Genomic DNA, 23,734 nt, shown 5'->3' on the forward strand with positions numbered 1-23,734 from the left:
CGACTAGCGTCGCAAACCAAGACGGGATATCAAAGTACGGTAGCGCTCAACGTCTTGGTTGCGCAGGTAGTCGAGAAGTCGTCGGCGTCGGCCGATCATCATCATGAGGCCACGGCGCGAATGGTGATCGCCCTTGTGCACCTTGAGATGCTCGGTGAGCTGAGCTATCCGATCCGTAAGGATGGCGACCTGAACCTCTGGGGAACCGGTATCACCCTCACGAGTCTGGTAGCTCGCAATGACCTCTTGCTTAGTCGACATACGTAGTCATTCCTCTTCTAGATCTGGACCCACCAGATTGACGTTTCACTTACGAGTACGGCGTTCATCATAGCGCCTCAAGGAAGGAAAGACGGCCAGGACCTGACCGCTTCGATTGCGTCCTGCACATCACGCCCCATCTGTTGACGAAAGTCTTCCTCTGAATCAAAGACCTGCTGTTCTCGCAGCTTTCGCAGAAAATAGACGCACAACACCCTCCCATAGAGGTCTTCGTCCGCTCCGATGACGAAGACCTCCAGCAGTCGAGCCCCACCCTCTGGATAGTACATCGGGCGAGTGCCGAGTGAGATCGCTAACGTATGGCGCCGACCATCAAGGTAGGTATATCCGGCGTAGACGGCATCCGGTGGCTTCACAAACTCCTCGCCGACCACGAGGTTAGCCGTAGGAAAACCAAGGGTGCGTCCTCGTCGATCCCCAGACACCACGACTCCTTCGACCCCAAAAGGGTGACCCAAAAGCTCGTTGGCAAGATCCAGTTGACCCTCTTGCACCAGAGATCGGATCAGCGTAGCCGACACCACTCGGTCGGTTCCTAGCTGTTCAATCACCTCGGGGTTCTCGACCAACTCCCCGACGGTCAGCAGCCTCGATGCATGCACCGAAAATCCTCGGAGTACCCCCTGTTCGACAAGGTCGGCAATCGATCCTGCACCCTTGGCTCCATAGGTGAAGTTCTCCCCCACATACACCCCTGTAGCACCCAAGATGCGGACGAGCACCTCATCGACAAAGTCGATCGGAGCCTGGGCAGCACGTGCTGCATCAAAGTGGAGGAGATAGAGCACGTCCACACCCAGGGCACGCAACAGGTGGTGGCGCAACCTTGGACCCATGAGAAGACGAGGGGCGCGCTCGGGAGCGAACACCTTCATCGGATGCTGGTCAAACGTGACAACTACCAGTGGTAATGATCGCCGAACAGCCTCCTCACGCGCAGCCCCGATCAGGCCGAGATGACCAAGATGGAAACCGTCGAAGGCCCCGACGGTCACGACCGACTGATCCAACGAATAGGTCGGAGATTCAGAGCTGAGCACCTCGATCATCTTGCCCCCTCTGGCGGCACCACCCGCAATGGGACCAGCTTATCGCCTTGGACACCGTAGACCCCAACGAGTCGTTGATACTCGGGCTCATCACCTTGGGCCAGAACCAACACTTCCTTACCATCGCCCAGCGCTCGCGGGCAGGCAAGCGCATGACCATTGCGAGCTTGGGTCAACAATTCCCCCTCAATCGCATAGGATGGTGCGTCGGGAAAGACCGCCGACAAAGGGAGGCGATCGTCTGACACCAGCGAGGCGGGATCCTTCGCAGACGCTAGCGTCACTGAACCGATCGATTCCCGACGTAGCGCATGTAACGTCGCACCCGTACCAAGAAGCTCGCCAAGATCCCGGGCGAGCGATCGGATGTAGGTGCCCGAAGAGCAGTGAACGCGAATCACCACATCCAAAAATGGACCTGAACGAACGAGATCAAGAAGATCGATGGCATAGACCGTCACCGCCCGCTGCGCCAGGGTGACCTCCTCGCCAGCGCGCGCAAGGGCATAGGCCCGTACGCCGTTCACCTTAAGAGCGCTATAGGCTGGCGGTAGCTGATCAATTGTGCCGAGAAAACTCGCCAGTCCCGCCTGTACGGCCTCGGCTCCCAGGGCGGAGGGAACGGCTTGAAAGCCCTCGACCGCTCCAGTGATATCGAGCGTATCGGTGCGCAGTCCACAGCGGACCGTCGCACGGTACACCTTGTCAGCACCCAACACAAAGGCCAACAATCGCGACCAAGAACCAACCGCCACCACCAAGAGACCAGAGGCGAGCGGGTCAAGTGTGCCGCTATGCCCGGCTTTCTTGATCTTCAATTGCCGTTTCGCAATGGTAAGCGCCCGCTGGGACGTGATGCCAACCGGCTTGTCGAGAGCGTAAAAGCCCCCTGCCTCCATCGCTTGCTTAGCCAAGGTTTTGATCATGGCGGCGCAAAACCACCTCAATCGCCTCCGAGGTTGCCAGCACATCGTCGACAACAAACTGCAACTGAGGCGTACGTTTCATACGGACCTGCCGAGCGATCGCGGCCTGGAGCTCGATGCGGTGCGCCTCAAGCGCGATCTCAGCCTCCTCTGTGAGCGAAGCGAAGAAGACCAGAGCAGAGCGCAAATCAGGGCGCACCCGCACGTCGGTGATCGTCAACAACGCCACCCGATCATCGATATCTCCGATACGCTCAAGCTCCCAGGCCACCACCTCTTGTAGCAGCCGTGAAACCCGATCAACCCTCTCGTACCCATGCGAACCTCGACTGGCCATGCTCGGTTTACTCCCTGGCGATCTCGCGGAGTTCAAAGGTCTCGATCAGATCACCGCCATGGAGATCCTGGAAATCGGAGAGCCCAACACCACACTCGAAACCAGCGCTCACCTCACGAACATCGTCCTTAAATCGTCGCAGCGATACCACGGTACCCTTCCAAAGGATCACTCCCTCACGCAGGAATCGTACATGCGATCCTCGGGTGATCACACCCGATCGCACATAACAACCAGCGATCGCACCGACCCGAGGAATCCTAAAGACCTCGCGAACCTCAGCTTCACCGGTGACCACCTCTTCATACTCAGGCTTGAGCATGCCGACGACGGCAGACTCGATGTCTTCGATGACCTTGTAGATGATCTCATAGGTGCGAACCTCGACGTGGGCGAGCTCGGCCGCCTCACGAGCGCGTCGGTCTGGACGCACATTGAACCCGATGACAAGCGCATCTGACGCAGCAGCGAGTGCCACATCGTTCTCAGTGACGCCGCCTACTGCCTTGTGGATAATCGCAAGACCAACCTCATCACGGGCGAGTTTCGCAAGCGCGTCAGCGAGTGCCTCAAGACTACCCTGGACATCTGCCTTCAAGATGATATTAAGCATCGGCACGTCGCCCTTTTGGATCTGTTCAAAGAGATCCTCGAGTTTGATACCCGAACTACCGATCGCCCGATTGGCGTTAGCGGCGAGACGTAACCGCTGCTCACGCGATTCCGCCACCTCTCTCGCACTGGCGATCTCATTGGTCACACGGAACAGATCTCCGGCACTGGGAACCTCAGAGAAGCCCAATACCTGTACCGGAACCGACGGTCCGGCTAGATCTACCTTGTTGCCTCGATCATCGACAAGGGCCTTCGCCTTCCCCCATGCCTGCCCAGCAACCATCGAGTCACCGACCCGTAACGTCCCCGACTGCACCAACACCGTCGCCACTGGGCCACGGCCCACATCGAGGTGACCCTCAAGGACCGTGCCTCTGGCATGGCCCGTCGGGTTCGCATCGAGTTCTAACACCTCGGCCAACACCAGGATCTGCTCAAGCAGGTCGTCAATGCCTAAATTCTGTAGCGCCGAGATCTCGACCACGATCGTGTCGCCACCCCACTTCTCTGGGACAAGGTTGTACTCAGAAAGTTGTTGGAGGACACGGTTCGGATCGGCATCGGCCCGGTCAATCTTGTTGAGAGCCACGATGATTGGGACTCCAGCCGCCTTTGCATGGTTGATCGCCTCAACGGTCTGGGGCATAACACCATCATCGGCAGCAACGACCAAGACAACGATGTCCGTCACCCCAGCACCACGTGCGCGCATTGCCGTAAAGGCCTCGTGGCCTGGCGTATCAATAAAGGTCACACGACCACCTGGCAGCTCGACCTGATAGGCACCTATGTGCTGAGTGATGCCGCCAGCCTCACCCGCAACCACGTTGGAGTTGCGAATGCGGTCGAGCAACAGCGTCTTACCATGATCGACATGTCCCATGACGGTGACGACTGGCGGACGAGATGCGATCGCATGCTCGTCTTCTGTCTCGTCAACGTCGAGGTAGCGAGCGGCGAGCATCGCCTCCTGCTCCTGTCCAGCATCCACCATGCGAATTTGCGCACCGAGCTCAGCAGCGTACAGCTCAATCATCTCGTCAGAGAGCGACTGTGTTGCCGTGACCATCTCGCCCTGTAACAACAGGAAGCGAATCAGATCACCGGCTGAACGATTGAGTTTGGGCCCGACCTCTTGTGCGGTCGATCCGCGCTCGATGATGACTTCGTGATCTGGTATCGGCGCACTCGAGGGGACGTAACTCGATACCGTCGTCGGCTCGAGCTCTTCGTACTCCTTCCTCGATACCCGCTTCTTCGACTTCGGTCCACCACGGCTACGGCCACGAGGAGCTGGCATTGGTCCACCCGGACCTCGCGCTGGAGCACCTCGACTACCACCTCGTGGCGGCGGAGATCCTCGAAATCCACCTGTGGAAGGTCCCGTGCCCACCCCTGGACGCGCACCGGTCTGATCAGTGCGAGGAGGACGATCGTTCGGTCCCGCAGGACGTGGCGGTCGATCATCGGGTCGACCCGTACGGGGAGGCAGTGGAGCTCGGCTTCCGTCACGCGGGGGACGGGCTGGCCTACGACCACGGGGGTCGGGATTCGCGGAAGGACGCGGGGGTGGTGGGATTGGTCGCCCGGAAAAGGAGGTGAGGGGCTGTTGTTTACGCGCTGGTGGTGGAGGAATTGGTTGACCGGAGGGAGATACCGGTGATGACCTCGGTCGCGGTGGAGCCTGGGGTTCCGCGGTCTCACGGGCAAGCTTGCCTGCATTAGCGATCGCCACACGTTCAGCCTCTTCACGCTTGGCGGATTCCTGTGCAATCACGGCCGCTAAGTCGTGCTTATCCTCGTCCTCTGCTTGCTTTACCGCCGGACGCTCCTCGGGAACCGCCTCCACTGCTGGCGCAACACTCGGCTCAACAACTGCCTCCTCAGGCTGGTCTTGCGTCGGTGCAACCTTTGAACCATAGATGCCGATACCTTCGCGTTGTGCACGTCGACGCGCACGGTCAGCATGCGCCTCCTCAACGCTTGAGGAGTGTGACTTCACGTCTATTCCAAGGGCGAGACACAGATCAAGCGCCTCCTTATTGGAGAGGTTTAACTCCTTCGCAATCTCATAAACTCGTAACTTCTTAGCCAACGACGAAACCTGACCTCCACTGTACCGACTCGACGCCTACGCCATCTGAGTCCATTGCAACCTCTACCTTGCGCTCGCTCAGACACCAAAGGAGTCCTTTAACCTAGCCAGTCTAGCCGGGGGGATAGGAATTCTTAGTGCCTTCGACAAACGTCCGCCTCTGAATGTCTCTTCGGCGCACCGTCGAGAGTCAGAGCACAACCATGCGCCCCTGCCGTATCCTACCCGCAGGCAGACATCGCCATCATAGGCCGCGAGCCGAATCAACTCCGATGTTGGCCGTCGACGTCGACAACCCACGCACATTCGTATCACGACCCGCTGACTGCGAGTCATCGTCACCCCTCGGAAGGATCACCAGTCGGGGCATCCACCGTCTCAATCGCCATATCGGAGACCCCTCGATCCTCATCGACCTCATCCGCCCCACCCTCTGGTGCGGAATTTTGCCCATCGCTGGGCGGGCTGTCTTGGCCCGTTACAGCTGAAGCGATATCTTCGAGGTAATCTTCTTCGGCCGCCGCCTCACGATCGAGCGCGGCCACCTCACTCTCGGCGCGGACATCGATATGCAGCCCACTAAGGCGCGCTGCGAGTCGAGCGTTTTGACCCTCTCGACCGATAGCGAGTGAGAGCTGATCATCTCCGACGACGATGAGTGCGGAGCCAGCAGCCTCATCAATACGCACTTCAAGGGCATAGGCGGGCTGAATCGCCCGTTCGAGATACTCGATGACATCGTCTGAAAATGGCACGATATCAAGTTTCTCGCCCATCAACTCATTGGTGACCATACGCACACGGGATCCGCGCGACCCCACACAAGCACCCACCGGGTCGACCCCGTCATCGTTGGACCAGACGGCCACCTTGCTGCGATGACCCGGTTCGCGCGCAATCGCCTTGATCTCGACGACCCCAGAGGCGATCTCGGGAACCTCGAGTTCGAAGAGTCGCTTGACCAAACCGGGGTGCGTGCGTGAAACAACGATCTGAGGGCCTTTCGCTGTCTTGCGTACCTCAACAATATAGGCCTTGATCCGCTGCCCAATAGAGTAGCGCTCATTCGGTGGGCACTCAGTATGGGGCATGATGGCCTCGATTTTTCCGAGGTCTAGCAGCGTAAACCGGGTATCCATCTGGGAGACAACACCGGTCACCACATCACCCTCACGGCCCGCATACTCTTCGTATTTGAGATCGCGTTCAGCATCACGAATCTTTTGAAACATCACCTGCTTCGCCGTTTGCGCCGCTATGCGACCAAAATCCTTTGGGGTGTCCTCCCACTCGCGCACGACATTGCCGTCATCGTCAAGCTCCTGTCCAAAGACCCGGATCTCGCCGTTATCCGGATCAATCTCCACGTAGGCCTCATCGGCGGCCCCAGGCATGCGCTTATAGGCAGCCACCAATGCGTTCGCCAACGACTCAAGTAGTGTCTCTACCGTCAGGCCCTTCTCTCGAGCAATTACCTCAAGGGCATCCATAAAATCCTGGTTGTCACGCGCCATCGACCTGCCTCCTTCCATCGTTGTTTCTGTTCTTGGTACCCCACTGGAAGACGGTCATCGCCTGATCGATCTCGCGCAGTGCATAGAGTCGTGATTCGCCCTCCACGATGACCTCAATCCTTGGTTCGCTCTCATCGAAGACGCGAGCCAGCACGCCTGCAACGACCCCATCCGCCGAAGTGAACTGTATATCTCGCCCGGTCGCCCACTGAAAATGTGCCAATCGCAGCAGTGGGCGCTCAAGCCCTGGACTCGACACCTCAAGCGTGTAGGTGCCATCTCCTTGTCCATCGGCATCATCAAGCGCCGCCGAGACGGCCTTCGATGCTTGCGCAATCTCATCAAGTGAGGGAGCTGACGCGTCATAGTGCTCGAGTCGGAGGTCTAAAACCCGAGCATGCCAGGTCGCTGATAGCACGCGCAAGTCAAGCGGCTCGATCACCGGGTCGAGGAGATCGATGAGCGTCTGACTCGAGAGCATACCTCCTCCTCTCACCTATCCACTTGAACAAAAAACGTGGGCTCACGCCCACGCAGTTCCCATACTACGAATTATCCTCCACCAGTATAGCGCATCGCTATCGTCGTTCAGATGCGAGTGCCCGGGTGAGCGACTGGATCGTTGCAGTGACCGCGTCGATCGGAACTTCGACCGTCTGTTCTCGAATGCGGTCTCGCAGCTCGACGACCCCCTTGGCCAATGAACGGGCACCCACGATACAAAAGAGGGGGGACCCAATCAGTTCGAGATCACGCATCGCCACCCCAGTCGAGATGCTCCGATCTTCGAGTAGCGCTGCAATGCCAGACTGCACCATCGATTGGTGTAACTGCGCGGCTACCGCCGCCACCTCATTGGTCTTGGTGGCACCCACCCCCACGATACTCACGACGTAGGGAGCGACCTCTATCGGCCAAACCACAGCGTCACCATCCGCTGAGCCATACTGTTGAGCGATTACCGCCGGCACCCTCGTCACCCCAATTCCGTAGCAACCCATCCAGTAGGGCAGCTCCTCGCCGTCAACGGAGCGATAGCGGGCATGGGACAAGACTCCGGAATAGGTCAACCCGAGCTGGAAGGTATGGCCGACCTCGACCGAACGAACCAGCGACAGAACCCCGCCGCATCGAGGACATGGATCCCCATCTTCGACCACTACCAGATCAACAAATTGATCGACCTGGAAATCGACACCAACGCGTAGACCGACGCAATGATGACCCGCTTCATTGGCTCCAGACGCCCAACTAGGACGCGTACGGACCAAGGGGTCCGCGATCACTCGAACCTCGGAACCGTGACCTTGGGGCCCAATATAGCCCTTCGCGAACCCCGTCATCTCGGCATCGGTGGCCAAACGCATGCCACCAGGAACATTGAGTGTGCGATCACCAGGTATGAGCGCGATGACCCGATCACCCAGGTCGTCAATCAACAACATCGACTTGAGCATGCTCCCAACCTCTACCTCTGCACCGAGATCACGCAGCGCCTTCACTGCGATCTCAATCCCCGGCGCATTCGGCGTCGCATACGTCACCGGCTCACTCTCTGCGTCAACCTCGACCGTTGGCCGCTCGCCAGCGCGGGCAGCCTCGATATTGGCTTGATAACCGCAGTCACTACAGTGAGCAAAGTGATCCTCTCCAATGCTGGAGGCGACCATAAACTCATGATTCACATCCCCACCGATAGAACCAGCATCGGCTTCAACCGGTTCCGCCCGAAGACCGAGCCGCGCAAAGATGGCGAGGTAGGCGTCATAGAACCTTCGATATGAGTCGCGCATCGCGTCACGATCGACGTCGAAGGAGTAGCCATCGGCCATGATAAACTCGCGTGTCCTCATCAATCCAAAACGTGCCCGAGGCTCATCCCGGAACTTGGTTTGGATCTGGTAGACCAGTTTGGGCAGATCACGGTAGCTCTCGATGTCGGGGCTCATCGCCTCGATTACCGCCTCCTCATGGGTCGGTCCAAGCACAAATGCACCTGATTTACCGTCAACGCGAAAAAGAACATCCGCCATCTTGTCGATGCGACCGGTCGCTCTCCAGATATCCACCGGCTGGAGTGCCGGCAACAGAAGTTGGGATGCCCCCGCACGATCCAGCTCCTCCTCAACGATGCGTTCCACATTGCGAAGCACTCGAAAGCCCAGCGGAAGAAAGCTATAGACACCACTGGTGAGCCGACGAATGTAGTTCCCACGAATCAGGACCTTATGTGAGGCCGCCTCAGCATCCTGAGGAACCTCCCGTCGACTCCTAAAGACGAGTTCAGATGTTCGCATGGGAACAAAGGCTAGCACGACCCCAACGATCGCTCAGCGACGCTTCTTGTTAAGCCTCGCTTCAACGCCCTCAACCATGATCGCCTGCGCCTCCTCCACCAAGGCCGCGACCATGTTCGCCTCAGGAACGACCTCGACGATCTTTCCCTTGATAAAGAGATGGCCCTTCCCTTTGCCAGCAGCGATGCCAATATCAGCCTCACGTGCCTCGCCTGGACCGTTAACGTTACACCCCATAACCGCAACTTGGAGGGGAAGGCCGAGCTTCTCAAGCTCTCGTTGCGCCTCGGTGGCGACCGCCACCACATCGATCTCTGCTCGTCCACAACTTGGGCATGCGATGAAGTCGAGTCCTTTGCGCTCGCGAAGTCCCAACGACTCAAGGAGCTGTCGTCCGGCTCGCGCCTCCTCGATCGGGTCTGCGGTCAGCGAGTAACGAATGGTATCCCCGATCCCTTCAGCGAGCAAAGTGGCGATACCAGCCGTGGCCTTGATGAGACCACCGGGCAACGGCCCTGCCTCGGTGACCCCGAGGTGGAGCGGGTGATCGACCTTTTGGGCGAGCAAACGATAGGCAGCGATCATCAGTGCCACGTTCGAAGCCTTGACCGAAAAGGCGACATCGTCAAAACCCACCTCATGGAAGAGATCGAGTTCATGAAGTGCAGAGGCAACCATCGCCTCCGCGGTGATCCCTCCATATTGCTTGGCAAAATCCGGGTGCAGAGAACCAGCGTTCACGCCGATCCGGATAGGAACGCCACGCGCCCCTGCCTCACGTGCCACCAGTTTGATCTCTTCAGGCTTGCGCAGATTGCCCGGATTCAGTCGAAGTGCAGCGACCCCAGACTCCAGTGCTGCGAGCGCCATCTCCACATGGAAGTGGATATCCGCCACAATCGGCACAGGGGATCGCGGAACGATCTGGCGAAGTCCATCAGCTGCATCCTGGGAGTTGCAGGTACAGCGGACAATCTCCGTACCGGCGGCAGCCAAAGAGTAGATCTGGACGAGCGTGCCCTCGACATCGGCGGTCTTGGTGGTCGTCATCGATTGTACGGAGATCGGACTATCCCCGCCGACGGTGACCTTGCCAACCTGCACCGCTCGTGCAACGCGGCGCTTTGCTAGTACTACCTGTTCACGTGTCATTGTAACTCACTTTCATTCCTAGCCTAGCGAAATGGATTCGCGATTGGATGAACGATATCCAGATAGAGTGCCGTCACTCCTATAAGCAAAATGATGGTCAGCACTGCGTAGGTGACAGGCATCAGCTTCATGACATCGGCGTGATAGGGACGGTTCTTACGCGAGCGTAGGCGCTCATAGATGGCGATCACAACGTGACCACCGTCGAGCGGCAGGAAGGGGAAGAGATTGAAGACCCCCACGAAAACATTGATTAAGAACAGGAGCTCAAGGACCGCAGAGATACCTGAGTGCACTGCGTCGTTGGCCAAGTAGACGATGCCGACTGGTGACTCAAAGCGTGATTGCGCCCGTGCTGAGGTCGGATTTGATGACGGATGGATCACCTCGCGGGCGTAGGTCGCGATGCCATGAGGTGAAAAGTGGGAAAGGATCCCCGTCACCGACTGCCAAGCAAAGGAACCCAGGCCCGTCACGGCATGGCCGGCACCACTGAGGAACGAATCGGTGACCGTTTTCGAGGTCGCCTCGATGCTCACACCGATCACCCCAGCTTGGCCAAGCGGCTTGTACGCCGGATCCGTACGCGCCAAAACTGCAGCGCTGACTGGAATCACGGTTCGATGGATCACCTTATGCCCAACCTCGAGCGTAAGGCGTACCGGCTTGCCCGAATTCTCTTCGATGATCTTACCAAAGGTCGTCGTGTTCGGATGGGTAGTGCCGTTCGCTGCCAGGACGGTAGATCCGGCAGGAATGTGCGCCTGAATCGCTGGCGACTCGACGTGGGGAGTCTTGGCGACCGCGGCGATCACGGTCCCACCACTTGAGACGGCAAAGCCAACGCTCGAGAGCAGGATCCAAAGGATCGCAAAAGCCATGATGAAGTGCATCAACGAACCCGCTACGCTCACGAGGATTCGGCGCGGAAAGGTGGCCTGACGATAGGTCTTCTCCTCATCCTCTGGCGGAACCTCTTCGACGTTAGTCATCCCGGAGATTCTGACGTAGCCGCCAACGATCAACGCCTTGATGCCGTACTCGATCCCGCCTATCTTGATCGACCAGATTCGAGGACCAAAGCCAATAAAGAACTCCGTCACCTTCATACCCGATAACCGAGCGGTGATGTAGTGACCAAACTCATGCAAGATAATCATCGCCGCGATGGCCGCGACGACCACCAACGTGGAGAGCGCATGAATGTGGGCGGCAAAGGCAATGATGGCCGCGATGGCGATCAAGAACTCGATCAGTCGGCGTCCAGAGAAGGAGCGCGCCTCCGCAAGTGTCGGTGCCCGGTTTTCTCGACTGTCGGCATCGTTGAGGGTCTCGACGTTAGGCACTGGCAAGCACCTGCACCATTTCGGTGGCGACCACCCGCGCCTGCCGATCCAGCTCGACCACCTCATCGATACTCATTGGTGAACCTACCTCGTAGCTCTCCATGGTCCGGGCGACCACCTCATAAATTTGCAACCAACCGATGCTGGAGTTCAAGAAAGCCTCTACCGCGACCTCATTGGCCGCATTCATCCAACAAGGAGCGCCACCGCCGAGCCTCCCTGCCTCGTACGCTAACGCAAGTGCTGGGAAACGGATCCGATCGACCTCTTCGAAGGTCAGCGTCATGGGTCGCGACCAGTCCAACGCACCGTGAGCGAGATCGCTTCGAAGTGGCGAATAAAGTGCCAAGGAGATTGGGAGCCTCATGTCGGGCATGGAGAGCTGTGCCAGTGTGGAACCATCAGTGAATTCAACCATTGAATGGACCAAAGATTCCGGATGGACCACCACCGAGATCGCGTCGTACGCGACCCCAAAAAGGTAGTGAGCCTCAATGACCTCAAGTCCCTTGTTAAACAATGTCGATGAGTCCACGCTAATTTTTGGTCCCATCGACCACGTCGGATGTGCTAGCGCATCCTCGATGGTTACCGTGCGAAGGGATTGGGCGGGAAGTTGCCGGAAGGGTCCACCTGACGCCGTGATGACCAAACGGGCAAAGCCAGCCGGAACTTGCCGTGACTGCCCCATCGCCTGAAAGATTGCAGAATGTTCGGAATCGACTGGAATGAGCTCTCCACCCATCGACAACAGTGCGAGCACAAGGTCTCCGGCAGCGATCAGCGACTCCTTATTCGCCAGTCCGAGACGCAAACCGGCTCGCAGTGCGCGCTCAGTGATGCGGATTCCAGCAAAACCCATCACGCCGTTGATCACGATCTCCGCAGCGGTCACAGCGTCTACCAGCTCCTCCCCCGTCACGACGGCGACACTGGCATCCACCTGACTCCGCAGTTCCTTGGCCGCGAGCTCATCGTAGACTCCCACGACCAGCGGATGAAACTCCTGCACTTGCTCGAGAAGGCGTTCGATATTCGAGTGCGCCGCTAACACAGTGACCGTGAAGGTCCCTGGATCCTGCCGCACAAGATCAAGTGTCTGGCAACCGATCGAACCGGTCGAACCCATAACGGCAAGTGATTTCATGGTAAACCTTTAATGCATCACCTTAAGTGGAGACTCAGAAACAGATAAAAAGCGACTGGTAGTACGATTAGTATCCCGTCAATACGGTCCAGCATACCCCCATGACCTGGGAGTAACCGTGAAGAATCCTTAGCCGATACCGAGCGCTTCAGCGCGGACTCGGCCAAGTCGCCTACCGGGGCGATAATCGCTGACGCCACACCAATCAACACCCCCGCCTCAAGGGTAAACGGGTGAATCAACGGGAGCGCGAAGGCGCCAACCAAAATTGCCGCCACGCCACCGATAAGAACCCCCTCGACGGTCTTCCCCGGTGAAATCGCAGGAGCAAGCTTATGCTTCCCCAGGAGCGAGCCACCGAAAAACGCGAAGACATCGGCGGTCGTGGCACAGAGTAATGCCCCAATCAGGAGCCCCAGCCCACCGTCCCCAAACAGCGCATGTCGAAGTAGGAGTCCAGCGAACGCCCCAAATAGTCCAACCCACACCACAATGACCATCGTGGTGGTTACACCGACCACAAACTGCTCACCACGGTGCTGAACCATAAACCAGACCAGGGAGACCAGGATCGCCCCAAAAATAACCAGAACGATGGCATCTTCTCCTGCCACATACGCACCAACCACCAACCCGATGACGGCGAGAAGCCCAACCAATGCAGCGGGCCGATAACCACCTCGACGCAGGAGATTGTAGCCCTCAGCTGCGGCGGTAGTGACCGCCACGACCACGACCACTAGCGTCGAGACTGTTCCAAGTTTGAGCGCGCCGATAAAGACAAGGGCGAGTACGATCCCAGTGATGGTTCGCACCACCTTAATGCGGCGAAGTGGATCTGTCCCTGAAGAAACTCTATCATCTCTTTCCGGAGCTGGGACGTCTCTCTCCGGCGTCGAGACCGCCTCGCCTTGGTGATCGCGCGGTGGAGGCGACCCTTTGCTCTCAGCAGAACCTCTACCCCACCGTGGCGATCTTCCTCGAGCACGTATGACTTCGTGGCGCGTGCGACCCAACACCGTACCCTGCGGCGGGTCGTCCATCCTGGTACTCACCACCCCCTGGGCATCGTCGCCGGCGACTGCTGGTCTTGGAGTGCTCGCCGCCGACCCCCTGCGCTCGTCGAGCATCCGCTGGAGATCCGCGCCATCGTCGCCAGCTGGTGGCAAGGAGGAACTCCCCGACGCATCACGCTCGGATACTCGTGGGAGCGTTGACGACTCCTGAGACGTCCTCTCCTGAGTAGTTGGCCTCGCTGTTTCAGTAGGCCCCACTGTTTCAGTAGGCCTCGCTGTCTCATAAGGACTCGCTGTCTCAGTAGGCCTCGCTGTCTCATTGGAAACAGAGGGGCCAGCGACAGTCCGATCTGGGGAGAGGCGCTCAACAGGTACTAAGAAATCGTCGTTGGTATCACTGGCGGAGGTATCGGATCGGTCCTCCCTATCCTCAAGCGCATCAAAATTGGTCGGAGCCTCCTCGTGCACACGAGGAAGAGGTTCGCCAGCCAACTCCTCGATGATTCGAGGGATCTCGCCTGTAGGCGGATCTCGCCAACCCGGCAATTCCACCGTTGCATCCTCCCCAGAACGACCGTTGATCTGCCGCTCAGGGGTGGCTGAGATACTATAGGGGGCGTCAAGACTCAGCGTCCGATCAGGATCTTCCGCGGCTTCCGACCCAGGCACCTCGTCGTAGAACAGCGTAGGATCGTCGTCCTGTGGAGGCTCACCTTGCCCACTAAATAACGGGCCCTCTGACTGCCTGTTGGGCCCTCGCCGGTGGCGTTCCTCGCCCTCACCCATCGATATGGCCCCTCTCAGACCTCAAGTAAATCGCGCTCTTTGGTCTCCAACGCCTTGTCAAGTTCCGCGATATACTGCGACGTTAATTGTTCGAGCTGTTTCTCAAGATCCCCAAGGTCGTCCGTCGTCAGTGAACCCTGCTTCTGCCAAACCTCAAACTGGTGGCGTGCGCTGCGGCGTATAGCTCGAACCGCAACTCTCCCCTCCTCAGAGCGTGCACGAACAACCTTGATAAGTTCTTTGCGCCGTTCTTCCGTAGGGGGTTGCAGGGTGATGCGAATCGCCGCACCATCGTTGCTGGGGTTCACGCCGAGATCCGCATTACGAATAGCCGTCTCGATAGCACCAAGGCTCCCGCGATCGTAAGGATTGATAACCAAGGTACGCGCATCGGAGACACCGATACCAGCAATGGTCATCAGAGGAGTGGGCGAGCCATAGTAGTCAACGAGGAGATGCTCGACTAACGCCGGTGCCGCACGACCCGTGCGTACCGAAGCAAACTCCTCTTCAGTATGTTCGACGGCTTTGGCCATCTTGGTCTTGGTTTCAGCGATAACCAGATCCGTATTTACTTCTTCAGCCATCAGTCAACCACCGTTCCAATCTCGCCACGCCAGGCGCGAGCGATATTACCAGGGCTGGTCACGTCAAACACGATCACTCGAATATCGTGATCCTTGCAGAAAGTGACGGCAGTCATATCCATAACATTGAGATCGCGCGAGATGACATCCATATACCCAACATGATCATACTTCGTAGCGCTGGGGTCAAGGCGCGGGTCGGCGGAGTAGATTCCATTAACCCCTGAGTGTGTACCCTTCATCATCGTCTGCGCACCGATCTCCGCAGCTCGAAGTGCAGCTGCGGTGTCCGTCGTGAAAAACGGATTACCGGTGCCAGCAGCGAAGATGACGATCCTACCCTTCTCGAGATGGCGCACCGCTCTGCGCCGGATGTAAGGCTCAGCAAGCTCGGACATCTGGATGGCACTCTGGAGGCGAACTGGCTGGCCGAGCGCCTCAATGGCGCTTTGCAGTGCGAGCGCATTCATCACCGTCGCAAGCATCCCAATGTTGTCCGATGTTGGAGCATCAATACCGATATCCACGCCGTAGGTGCCACGCCAAATATTCCCGCCACCGACAACTAAGGCGATCTCAACGTCGAGTTCCGACCGGAGCCCAACGAGTTCTTGCGCCAGTTGGGTCAGCACCTTCGCGTCAAGTGGCCCCTTGGCTGCATCTCCAAGCGCTTCGCCCGAAATTTTGAGTAGAATTCGGCATCGATCAACCGATGACTGCAACGTCGTCAACAAGCTACTCGCCAACGACGAGTTGCGCAAACGCGACGAGCGTTGCTTGTCCTAGCACCTCTCGAACTCGATGTTTCTCATCCTTTACAAAGGGCTGTTCCAACAAGCAGATCGATTTGTAAAACCCATCAAGGCGACCTGCTACGATCTTTTCGACTGCCGCCTCTGGCTTGCCCTCATTTCTCGTCATCGTCTCAAGCGTCTCGCGCTCCTGCGCCACTACCGATTCAGGAACGTCCTCGATTCGCAGATACGTTGGACGAGCAAATGCAATGTGTAGCGCGAGGTCGTGGGCGAGCTCATTCGACCCATTCTTCAGTTGCACAAGCACTCCATTGACCCCTCGATCAGCCTGAACGTGGAGATAACCCGACACCTCATCACCTTCACCGGCCTCAAGTCGAACGACCCGCCCGAGCGAGATGTTCTCCTTCAACGAGATGATGAGCGAGGAGATCATCTCCTCATACTCCGTGACGGCCTGCTCTCCTCGTTCCGCGACAGCAGCAGCTATCTCGTTCACGGTGTTGACGAAGTCAGTTGACTTCGCGACAAAGTCAGTCTCGCACTTGAGTTCAACGAGTGCACCAACTTGAGTACCAACCATGGAGATCGCTACTGCTCCCTCACTGTTTTCACGCTCAGCTCGCTTCGCCGCGGAGACGACGCCCCGCTCCCGAAGCAACTGTGCCGCGCGCTCGGCGTCACCACCTGTCTCTTCAAGCGTCTTCTTCGCGTCGAGAATCCCCGCACCGGTGAGCTTACGCAGCGCCTGTACATCCGCAGCCTTGATATCAGCCACCCTCGGCCTTCCTTTCTGATTGTATCAATAAATAAAACAGATTGTTGTTACACTGGCGCCGGCGCCGGCACCGGAACGGGTTCTGCTGCCCCAGCTCTGGACTTTCCTTCGATAATCGCCGTCGCAATCAGCCGAGTGAAGAGCTCACACGACCGAATGGCATCGTCATTACCTGGCATGATATGATCCACGAGCTCTGGGTCGCAGTTGGTGTCGACGACGGCTATCACTGGGATGCCGAGACGAGCTGCCTCAGTGAGCGCGAGATGCTCCTTGACGGTGTCGATGACGAACAGAGCATCCGGCAACCTGTTCATGTTACGAACACCGCCGAGGTTGAGGTCCAGCTTGGTGAGTTCTCGCTGCAACAACAGCGCCTCCTTCTTCGGCATGGCGTCGAAGTCTCCCTGCACCTTCATCTGCTCGTACTCTTGCAGCTTGCGCACTCGCGAGGCAATCGTGGGGAAGTTAGTTAACATACCGCCTAGCCACCGGTGGCTTACGTAGGGCATGCTGGCCATCTTGGCGTACTGCGTAATGGCATCTTGGGCTTGCTTTTTCGTACCGACGAAGAGCACACTGCCACCTCGAGCTGACAACGACCGAACGAAGCGAAAAGACTCGTCGATACCCTGGAGCGTCTGGCGAAGATCGAGCAAGTAGATGCCGTTGCGCTTATCGAAAATGTAGGGCTTCATCTTTGGGTTCCATCGCTTGGCTTGGTGACCAAAATGGACTCCCGCCTCAAGAAGCTGAGACATGGTTACTAGTGGTTTATCTGGCATGATCCTCCCATCGGTTGAACTAAGAAGTGTCCTCGCGACAAACGCCGACCGTGGGTCGAACACTCCCGTTACTTACTCAAATTTGAGCCTAAGGTAGCCTAGCAGCAACCACCATCGGGATCAGCCTTCTTAGACGAGGTGGTCGGCGTTGCAATCGGCGCCTACGGCTGGCTACGCACCCTTCTTCAAACTCGGCGGGAGGTCCGCACTTCATCAAATCAAAGCTGCCAGAAAAAGGTAACTGCTCGAAGAAGCCAAGCACTGCATCGAGGAACGCATGCACGCTCCACTCCGTAGAAAGTTGACCCACCAGCGGCGTTAACCGACGTCGCCGAGCTTACCACGGAGTTGCAATACTGCTTTCGAGTGAATCTGGCAGACCCGACTTTCGGTCACACCAAGGATTTCGCCGATCTCGGCAAGGGTAAAGCCTTCGTAGTAGTAAAGGGTCAGCACCATCTTTTCTCGGTCACCAAGTCGATTGATGGCATCAACAAGCATGCGCCGTGTCTCTTCTTGCTCAAAGGAGCCGTTGGCGCTCTCTTTACGATCAGCAATAGTATCGCCTAGCGTCATACCCTCGTTGCGCTCCCCGCCAAGGACCACCTCATCAAGCGCGGCAATGCCTAAGAAAGAGATCTTGGAGAAGATCGCCTGCAATTCGGACTCATCAATCTCTAGCTCGGCGGCGACTTCTTTGTCGGTTGGACTCCGATGAAGCTTGCCTTCCAGTTTTGCATAGGCCTGTTCAACTGCTTTTGCCTTCGCGCGGACCGATCGCGGCACCCAGTCGATTGCTCGGAGTTCATCGATAATAGCGCCCTTGATGCGGGTAATTGCATAGGTTTCAAACTTGATATTGCGCTCAAGGTCAAACTTCTCGATGGCGTCGATCAGACCGAAGGTCCCGTAGCTTGCGAGGTCAGCCTGTTCAACCGAGTTCGGCAGACCGATAGCGACTCTTGAGGCAACAAAGCGTACCAGCGGCGAATAGGCCACTAAAAGACGGTCCCGCAAACCCTGGTCGCCAGTCTCTTTGTATCTATGCCATAACTTATCTAAGTCGGCATCACCTTGCATCGCAGCCCCTACTTGCCCCGTGGATGTAACTCCCGATAGACCCTTGCTAACCGTTCGTGACTCACATGAGTATAAATTTCCGTTGTGGATAGTCTAGCGTGTCCGAGAAGCTCCTGAAGGCTTCGCAAATCGGCACCGTTTTCTAGCAGATGGGTTGCATAACTGTGGCGCAAGGAGTGAGGGTGCGCACCAGGAAAATACCGATCAACGATGCGTCGCACGGATCGAACACCGAGTCGGGAGCCGCGAGGACCCAGAAAGAGCGCGGTTGCACAGTCAGATCGGGTTCCCAGGTAGTGTTGCATCGCCTCAAGGGCGCATCGAGCAACGGGCACGACCCGCGGTCTCCCGCCTTTACCGTTGCGCACCGAGATCCGGCAGCCTGTGAAATCCACATCCCCACGATCGAGTTGCACCAACTCACCAACGCGTAAACCGGTGTCATACAGCGTCTCAAGCACGGCATAGTGCAGAGGGTTCGTGTCTGGAAGCGAACGAAGGCTATCGAGAGTTACACGAACGCTTGCCGTATCCAACGTTCGAGGAAGCTTCCGTTGCGTCGATGTTCCAGGCTTCACGAGCGCCAGACGCAGCGGAGCAAGATCAAGGTCATCACGAAAGCGCAGATAAGACGAGAACGCCGCGAGATCAGTTCGAATCGTCGATCGGGCAACCCCACTCGCCTGTCGTTGCGAGATCACCCGCCGCACAAGGCGAACATTCAGATCTGCGGGGTCGAGCACACCAAGCTCAGCAGAGGCGCGAATCATCCAATCCAAACCCGTTCGATATCGGTGTTGGGTCGCTGGTGAGAGATAACTCAACGAGGCGCAGTACTCCTCCAGCCGCCAACAACCCTCATTACCCACACCCATCACAATACTCTCTGCCAGTCACGTCTAGCCAGCTAGCCATCTAAAAACCGAAGCACGGGAGAACCTGAAACATCAGTGGCTACTGATCAGGCAGCCACAGGTTAGCCTTTGAGAAGTGCCCCGAAGAATACCTACTCTAGTCCTCGTCACATCAGCGCTCATTCTGAGTGCGATACTCTTGACGAGTTGTGGGTCCGCAAACGCCAAACCCGTGGCCGCTCATCCCAGCGGTGTGCTGAAACCAACTCCCACCACCGCGACGGATCGAGCTGATGCCAAGGCGTTTAGCGACGTCAACTGGTCTACGGTGACCTATCCGAGCCTTCTCCCCCACTGCCACGTAAACCCGGGGGCAAAAGTTGTCGAACACGGATCCGTCGTCGGCTATCTCGTGGGGTCCCACGCACCTATCGCGATCGTGACCGCAAGCTGTGGCATCAATGCGTCATCCTTACCGAACGGGCTTTGGGCATTCGGTCCTCCCACCAGTGCGAGCAGCACCCGGCCACAGCTACTCTCCACGCTGGTCTCCCTTCCGCCAAGCCCACTGCAGCACGATTCTGCGACAAGCGTCCTCTACTTCTCAAACCTGCTCCAAGGCGACCAACAGGCAAGAGCGGTCCCAAGCCCACCTGGAACCACGCAGAGCTCAGACTACAAAGCGGCAGGTCCGGTGCTCTCGACCGTCAACTGTTACACGAGCGGTCCGCAATTTGTCCACGGGAACGCGTTCACCGTCGTAGGACTTACCGGCATCGACTACTCCGTCCCCGACCAACCGCCGGCTGCCATGGAATCGCTAGAGTTCACCTTCACCCACAGTACCTTCCGGCTCGTCAAGCGATTTATCACCGCTACCGCTCGCTACAGCTGCCCCAGCTAACTGGCAACCCGCCTAGCGAGATGACTCCTCGACGATCACCATTGGGTAACAACTATTTCTCCTGAAGCACCAGCGCAGGGGAGTTTTACTTTGCCGCTGCCTCCACCGCCTGGGCGATCGTGGGTGCCACCGCTGGATTAAAGACCGTTGGAACGATGTAGGCCGGTGATAACTCGTCTTCGGTAACGATCGCTGCCAGTGCACGGGCTGCCGCCAGCTCCATCGCCTCAGTAATTTTTGTCGCACCCGCGTCCAGAAGACCTCGGAAAAACCCCGGGAAAACCAGCACATTATTGATCTGATTTGGTTCATCACTGCGACCGGTCGCAACGACAGGCGCAACACGACGAGCCACAGAGGGCTCGACTTCGGGATCAGGGTTCGCAAGAGCGAAGACAATCGGATCTGGCGCCATGTGACGCAGATCACCCTCGGTCAACAGGTTTGGCCCGGAGACTCCGATAACCACATCAGCCCCCTGGAGCGCGGTACGTAGATCCCCTCGAACGCCATCAGGGTTCGAGTGCTTTGCCACCCACAGGCGATTCTCGTCCAGCGAGCTCGACTGGGGATCAAGAACTCCGTCGCGGTCAACGGCGATCAGGTTACCAACACCCTCATTGATGAGCAACTTGGCGATTGCCACGCCAGCTGCTCCCACCCCGAGGACGACCACCTTTGCCGTGTCCAAACGCTTCTCCACGACCCGAAGGGCATTGAGCAGGGCTGCCAGAACGACAATCGCCGTACCATGTTGGTCGTCATGAAATACCGGGATATCGAGGTGCTCTCGGAGGCGTCGCTCGACCTCGAAACAGCGCGGTGCGGAAATATCCTCAAGGTTGATACCTCCAAAGACGGGTGCAATCATGCGAACCGCCTGCACAATCTCGTCAACATCTTGAGATGCCAGGCACACTGGCCAGGCATCAACATCACCAAAACGCTTGAACAGCACCGCCTTGCCCTCCATCACTGGCAAGGCCGCCTCAGGACCAAGATTGCCGAGTCCGAGCACCGCCGATCCATCGGTCACCACCGCCACACTGTTGCGCTTGATAGTCAGATTTCTCGCCGCCCCATGATCGCGTGCAATCGCTAGTGATACCCGCGCAACTCCTGGCGTATAGGCCATCGAGAGATCATCGCGTGTCTTCAGCGGGACCTTGGACTCCGTCGCCAATACACCTCCTAGGTGCAACAGAAGCGTGCGATCGCTCATGGCACGCACGGCGACGCCTTCGATGGCCTCGACCTCCGAACGCAACCGGGATGCATGCTCTTCATCGACAGCGTTGCAGGTGATGTCGACCACAAGCCGTTCTCCCCGGGACTCCACTGTATCGAGGGCGGTAATAGCACCACCAGCTTCAGCTAACACCGTCGTGATCGCGCCGACCAAGCGCGAGTCGGAGATCTCCACTCGCAAAGTCACCGAAAACGAAGCACTCGGATTGCCCACCATTCCACCTTTCGCTCCACACCTGTGTCTATGTAGCTGCACCCACAATAGGGCATAAGTCCATCTACCTTCAAGTCTTCACGGATGCGACCCCCTCCAGCACCAACACGTTCATGCATTGCGTACTGAACAGCCCCAGTCCGATCTTCTCTCTGGCCGAGATCTCCGAAATGGCACGCATCCAACCGGCGATGATGGGGATCGCACCCAGTGGTGCGCTACCGTGGACCGGGCGAGCATCCACGGACACGCCAGCGCCACCACCGTGATGAGCGCCACCACAGGGGAACTATCTACCGTTGAAGTTGTCAACGTCGCATCCCTTGGGATCTACAATCAGAACATGCATCCCCACCACATTCGCCAACGCCCAGGCATCATCGGGATCGTCACTGCTGCCATTCTGTGGGGATTTTCTGGCATTGCGGCACAACAACTTTTCCAGCATTATCACCTCGAGCCAACCTGGCTCGCCGCGGTACGAGTCACTGGGGCTGGAGTGCTCCTCGCCCTTTGGGCTGGACCCAGAGGGCGAGGAGCCGGTTTCAAGCGTTTCAGCGCCGACCGACGACGACTAGCCACCATCATCGTCTTTGGAGTTGTGGCCCTCGATGGCGTTCAACTCACCTTCTTTCTCGCTATCGCCCACGGCACCGCGGTGTCCGCCACGCTTCTCCAGTTCACAAGTCCCGTTCTTATCCTTGGCTGGATCTCGCTACGGCATTTCAAGGTACCAAAGCCCTTACTGATACTCCTGACAGCAGGTGCATTAGCTGGTGTCTTTCTCGTCGTCACCGACGGCTCCACCTCTGGACTGGCGATACCATTAGCGGGAGTCGCATGGGGACTGACCTCTGCACTCTTCACGGCGCTCTACAACCTGTTACCTACTGAACTCTTGGCACAACACAACGCGGAGGTCGTCGTCGCAGGTGCCTTCCTGATCGGGTCTGTGGTCCTGTTGCCATGGCTCGTACTCGATGCACCAACCACCATGACCATGCCCGAGATCCTGCTCGTCCTCTTCATCATCGTCGGAGGCACCGCGGTTCCGTTTCTGCTCTACCTCAGTGCCCTCGCCAACATTGCTCCACTGCTCGCCAATGTGGTAGGTACGCTTGAGCCGCTCACCGCAGCCGTCGCATCGATCTTTCTCTTCAACTTGCGAGTGAGCTTTACGCTCATCGCAGGAGTGGTACTCGTCCTTGGTTCAGTCATCGGCCTCTCACTCCTCGACGATGGATCCCGCCGCTCGGATGAACTGCCGACACCTCCCTCCTGAGGACGGACACTAGTATCCCTCTCCATGCTATCGACCAACCAGCCATCACATCAGAGCAGATCGCCAGCCCCCGGCCCACCAGCACTACGCTCCCCAAGAATCATCAACTTCGCCGCAGCACTCGCCCTTACGACTCCTTGTTCATCACGGATCTCTGACTCCGCATCGACGACTCGACGCCGCCGACCGAGAAATCGACCCTCGATCGCGAGTAGCTCATCAACGCGAATAGGCAAGGAGTACCTCACCTCGAGACGAGCCGTGACAGTCACAAAGCCCATCGAATAGGGAACGTAGCTCGCAGCCTCGTCCAGCATCGTCGCGGTAATCCCTCCGTGCAGGACGTCATCCCATCCTACAAAACGCCGCTCAGCCCGATATTCCGCTCGAACCACGCCATCGGAGCCACTGAACTCCAGATGAAGGCCGATCGGGTTCTTTCTGCCACACGCAAAACAGTTCTCTTCGCCCAAGTCCATCTACCTTTCCCGTTGCTCATCCAGTCACAGATCCGTACCAACACCAAGCCTATTAGCACATCGCTGCCCAGTACGGACTCGGATAGAAGACCTCGCTGGTCTCCACAAGGACGTCCATGTGGTCCCTCGCTCCACCGATTATCAACGAGCACCAATGATCGGGCTCGCTCAAAGATCGGCGTCCGGACCGCGAGGGGCCATCGTCG

At 57.8% G+C, this 23,734-nt stretch carries 23 protein-coding genes; 2 read left to right on the forward strand and 21 right to left on the reverse strand.

Going from position 1 to position 23,734, the window contains the following annotated elements:
- Positions 1–3 precede the first annotated feature (3 nt).
- From rpsO to M7Q83_RS02050, 19 genes are all read right to left on the reverse strand, one after another.
- Positions 4–261, reverse strand: a complete 258-nt coding sequence (gene rpsO, locus M7Q83_RS01965) for a 30S ribosomal protein S15 (protein WP_298210495.1) — start codon at positions 259–261, stop codon at positions 4–6.
- A 77-nt stretch (positions 262–338) separates the two neighbouring features.
- Positions 339–1,331 (reverse strand): riboflavin biosynthesis protein RibF, encoded by a 993-nt coding sequence (gene ribF, locus M7Q83_RS01970; RefSeq protein ID WP_298334828.1) that lies wholly within the window; start codon positions 1,329–1,331, stop codon positions 339–341.
- The gene (gene truB, locus M7Q83_RS01975) at positions 1,328–2,257 is read right to left on the reverse strand and encodes a tRNA pseudouridine(55) synthase TruB (RefSeq protein ID WP_298334830.1); all 930 of its coding nucleotides are present in this window, start codon (positions 2,255–2,257) and stop codon (positions 1,328–1,330) included. The genes ribF and truB overlap by 4 nt, the downstream gene beginning before the upstream one ends.
- Positions 2,238–2,594 (reverse strand): ribosome-binding factor A, encoded by a 357-nt coding sequence (locus tag M7Q83_RS01980; RefSeq protein WP_298334832.1) that lies wholly within the window; start codon positions 2,592–2,594, stop codon positions 2,238–2,240. The genes truB and M7Q83_RS01980 overlap by 20 nt, the downstream gene beginning before the upstream one ends.
- Positions 2,595–2,601: 7 nt before the next feature.
- Positions 2,602–5,304, reverse strand: a complete 2,703-nt coding sequence (gene infB / locus M7Q83_RS01985) for a translation initiation factor IF-2 (protein WP_298334834.1) — start codon at positions 5,302–5,304, stop codon at positions 2,602–2,604.
- A 78-nt stretch (positions 5,305–5,382) separates the two neighbouring features.
- The gene (locus tag M7Q83_RS14150; protein ID WP_366526352.1) at positions 5,383–5,640 is read right to left on the reverse strand and encodes a DUF448 domain-containing protein; all 258 of its coding nucleotides are present in this window, start codon (positions 5,638–5,640) and stop codon (positions 5,383–5,385) included.
- A gap of 2 nt (positions 5,641–5,642) precedes the next feature.
- Positions 5,643–6,818, reverse strand: coding sequence for a transcription termination factor NusA (nusA, locus tag M7Q83_RS01990; RefSeq protein ID WP_298334836.1), 1,176 nt, complete (start codon positions 6,816–6,818; stop codon positions 5,643–5,645).
- Positions 6,808–7,299 (reverse strand): hypothetical protein, encoded by a 492-nt coding sequence (locus M7Q83_RS01995; protein ID WP_298334838.1) that lies wholly within the window; start codon positions 7,297–7,299, stop codon positions 6,808–6,810. Before M7Q83_RS01995 ends, nusA begins: the two co-directional genes overlap by 11 nt.
- 97 nt (positions 7,300–7,396) lie before the next feature.
- The gene (locus tag M7Q83_RS02000; RefSeq protein ID WP_298334840.1) at positions 7,397–9,115 is read right to left on the reverse strand and encodes a proline--tRNA ligase; all 1,719 of its coding nucleotides are present in this window, start codon (positions 9,113–9,115) and stop codon (positions 7,397–7,399) included.
- A 33-nt stretch (positions 9,116–9,148) separates the two neighbouring features.
- Entirely contained in the window at positions 9,149–10,267 is a 1,119-nt protein-coding gene (gene ispG, locus M7Q83_RS02005; RefSeq protein WP_298334842.1) for a flavodoxin-dependent (E)-4-hydroxy-3-methylbut-2-enyl-diphosphate synthase, read from the reverse strand.
- Between the two features lie 23 nt (positions 10,268–10,290).
- Entirely contained in the window at positions 10,291–11,613 is a 1,323-nt protein-coding gene (locus M7Q83_RS02010; RefSeq protein ID WP_298334844.1) for a M50 family metallopeptidase, read from the reverse strand.
- Positions 11,606–12,760 (reverse strand): 1-deoxy-D-xylulose-5-phosphate reductoisomerase, encoded by a 1,155-nt coding sequence (dxr, locus tag M7Q83_RS02015; protein WP_298334846.1) that lies wholly within the window; start codon positions 12,758–12,760, stop codon positions 11,606–11,608. Before dxr ends, M7Q83_RS02010 begins: the two co-directional genes overlap by 8 nt.
- Before the next feature lie 17 nt (positions 12,761–12,777).
- Positions 12,778–14,562: a phosphatidate cytidylyltransferase gene (locus tag M7Q83_RS02020; RefSeq protein WP_298334848.1), complete on the reverse strand. Its 1,785-nt coding sequence runs from the start codon at positions 14,560–14,562 to the stop codon at positions 12,778–12,780.
- A 14-nt stretch (positions 14,563–14,576) separates the two neighbouring features.
- Entirely contained in the window at positions 14,577–15,149 is a 573-nt protein-coding gene (frr, locus tag M7Q83_RS02025; RefSeq protein WP_298334850.1) for a ribosome recycling factor, read from the reverse strand.
- Entirely contained in the window at positions 15,149–15,871 is a 723-nt protein-coding gene (gene pyrH, locus M7Q83_RS02030) for a UMP kinase (protein WP_366526361.1), read from the reverse strand. Before pyrH ends, frr begins: the two co-directional genes overlap by 1 nt.
- A gap of 13 nt (positions 15,872–15,884) precedes the next feature.
- The gene (gene tsf / locus M7Q83_RS02035; RefSeq protein ID WP_298334853.1) at positions 15,885–16,682 is read right to left on the reverse strand and encodes a translation elongation factor Ts; all 798 of its coding nucleotides are present in this window, start codon (positions 16,680–16,682) and stop codon (positions 15,885–15,887) included.
- 47 nt (positions 16,683–16,729) lie between these two features.
- Positions 16,730–17,467: a 30S ribosomal protein S2 gene (gene rpsB / locus M7Q83_RS02040; RefSeq protein ID WP_298334855.1), complete on the reverse strand. Its 738-nt coding sequence runs from the start codon at positions 17,465–17,467 to the stop codon at positions 16,730–16,732.
- Positions 17,468–17,785: 318 nt separating this feature from the next.
- Complete coding sequence (gene whiG / locus M7Q83_RS02045) at positions 17,786–18,547, reverse strand: RNA polymerase sigma factor WhiG (protein WP_298334857.1); 762 nt, start codon at positions 18,545–18,547, stop codon at positions 17,786–17,788.
- Between the two features lie 8 nt (positions 18,548–18,555).
- Positions 18,556–19,422: a tyrosine-type recombinase/integrase gene (locus tag M7Q83_RS02050; protein WP_298334859.1), complete on the reverse strand. Its 867-nt coding sequence runs from the start codon at positions 19,420–19,422 to the stop codon at positions 18,556–18,558.
- A 115-nt stretch (positions 19,423–19,537) separates the two neighbouring features.
- Here M7Q83_RS02050 and M7Q83_RS02055 point away from each other — a divergent pair, with 115 nt between their 5' ends.
- A complete protein-coding gene (locus tag M7Q83_RS02055) occupies positions 19,538–20,305 on the forward strand; it encodes a hypothetical protein (RefSeq protein ID WP_298334861.1) in 768 nt (255 codons plus the stop codon).
- 85 nt (positions 20,306–20,390) lie between these two features.
- On the opposite strand, the gene M7Q83_RS02060 is transcribed toward M7Q83_RS02055, so the two are convergent.
- Positions 20,391–21,770 (reverse strand): NAD-dependent malic enzyme, encoded by a 1,380-nt coding sequence (locus tag M7Q83_RS02060; protein WP_366526353.1) that lies wholly within the window; start codon positions 21,768–21,770, stop codon positions 20,391–20,393.
- Positions 21,771–21,885: 115 nt separating this feature from the next.
- Between M7Q83_RS02060 and M7Q83_RS02065 the strand changes: the two genes are divergently transcribed.
- Positions 21,886–23,049: a DMT family transporter gene (locus M7Q83_RS02065; protein ID WP_298334865.1), complete on the forward strand. Its 1,164-nt coding sequence runs from the start codon at positions 21,886–21,888 to the stop codon at positions 23,047–23,049.
- 50 nt (positions 23,050–23,099) lie between these two features.
- Here M7Q83_RS02065 and M7Q83_RS02070 read toward each other — a convergent pair whose 3' ends face one another.
- Positions 23,100–23,528, reverse strand: a complete 429-nt coding sequence (locus tag M7Q83_RS02070; RefSeq protein WP_298334867.1) for a PaaI family thioesterase — start codon at positions 23,526–23,528, stop codon at positions 23,100–23,102.
- Positions 23,529–23,734 lie beyond the last annotated feature (206 nt).

Origin of the sequence: Ferrimicrobium sp., assembly GCF_027364955.1 — a bacterium.
In the GTDB taxonomy this organism is placed as follows: domain Bacteria; phylum Actinomycetota; class Acidimicrobiia; order Acidimicrobiales; family Acidimicrobiaceae; genus Ferrimicrobium.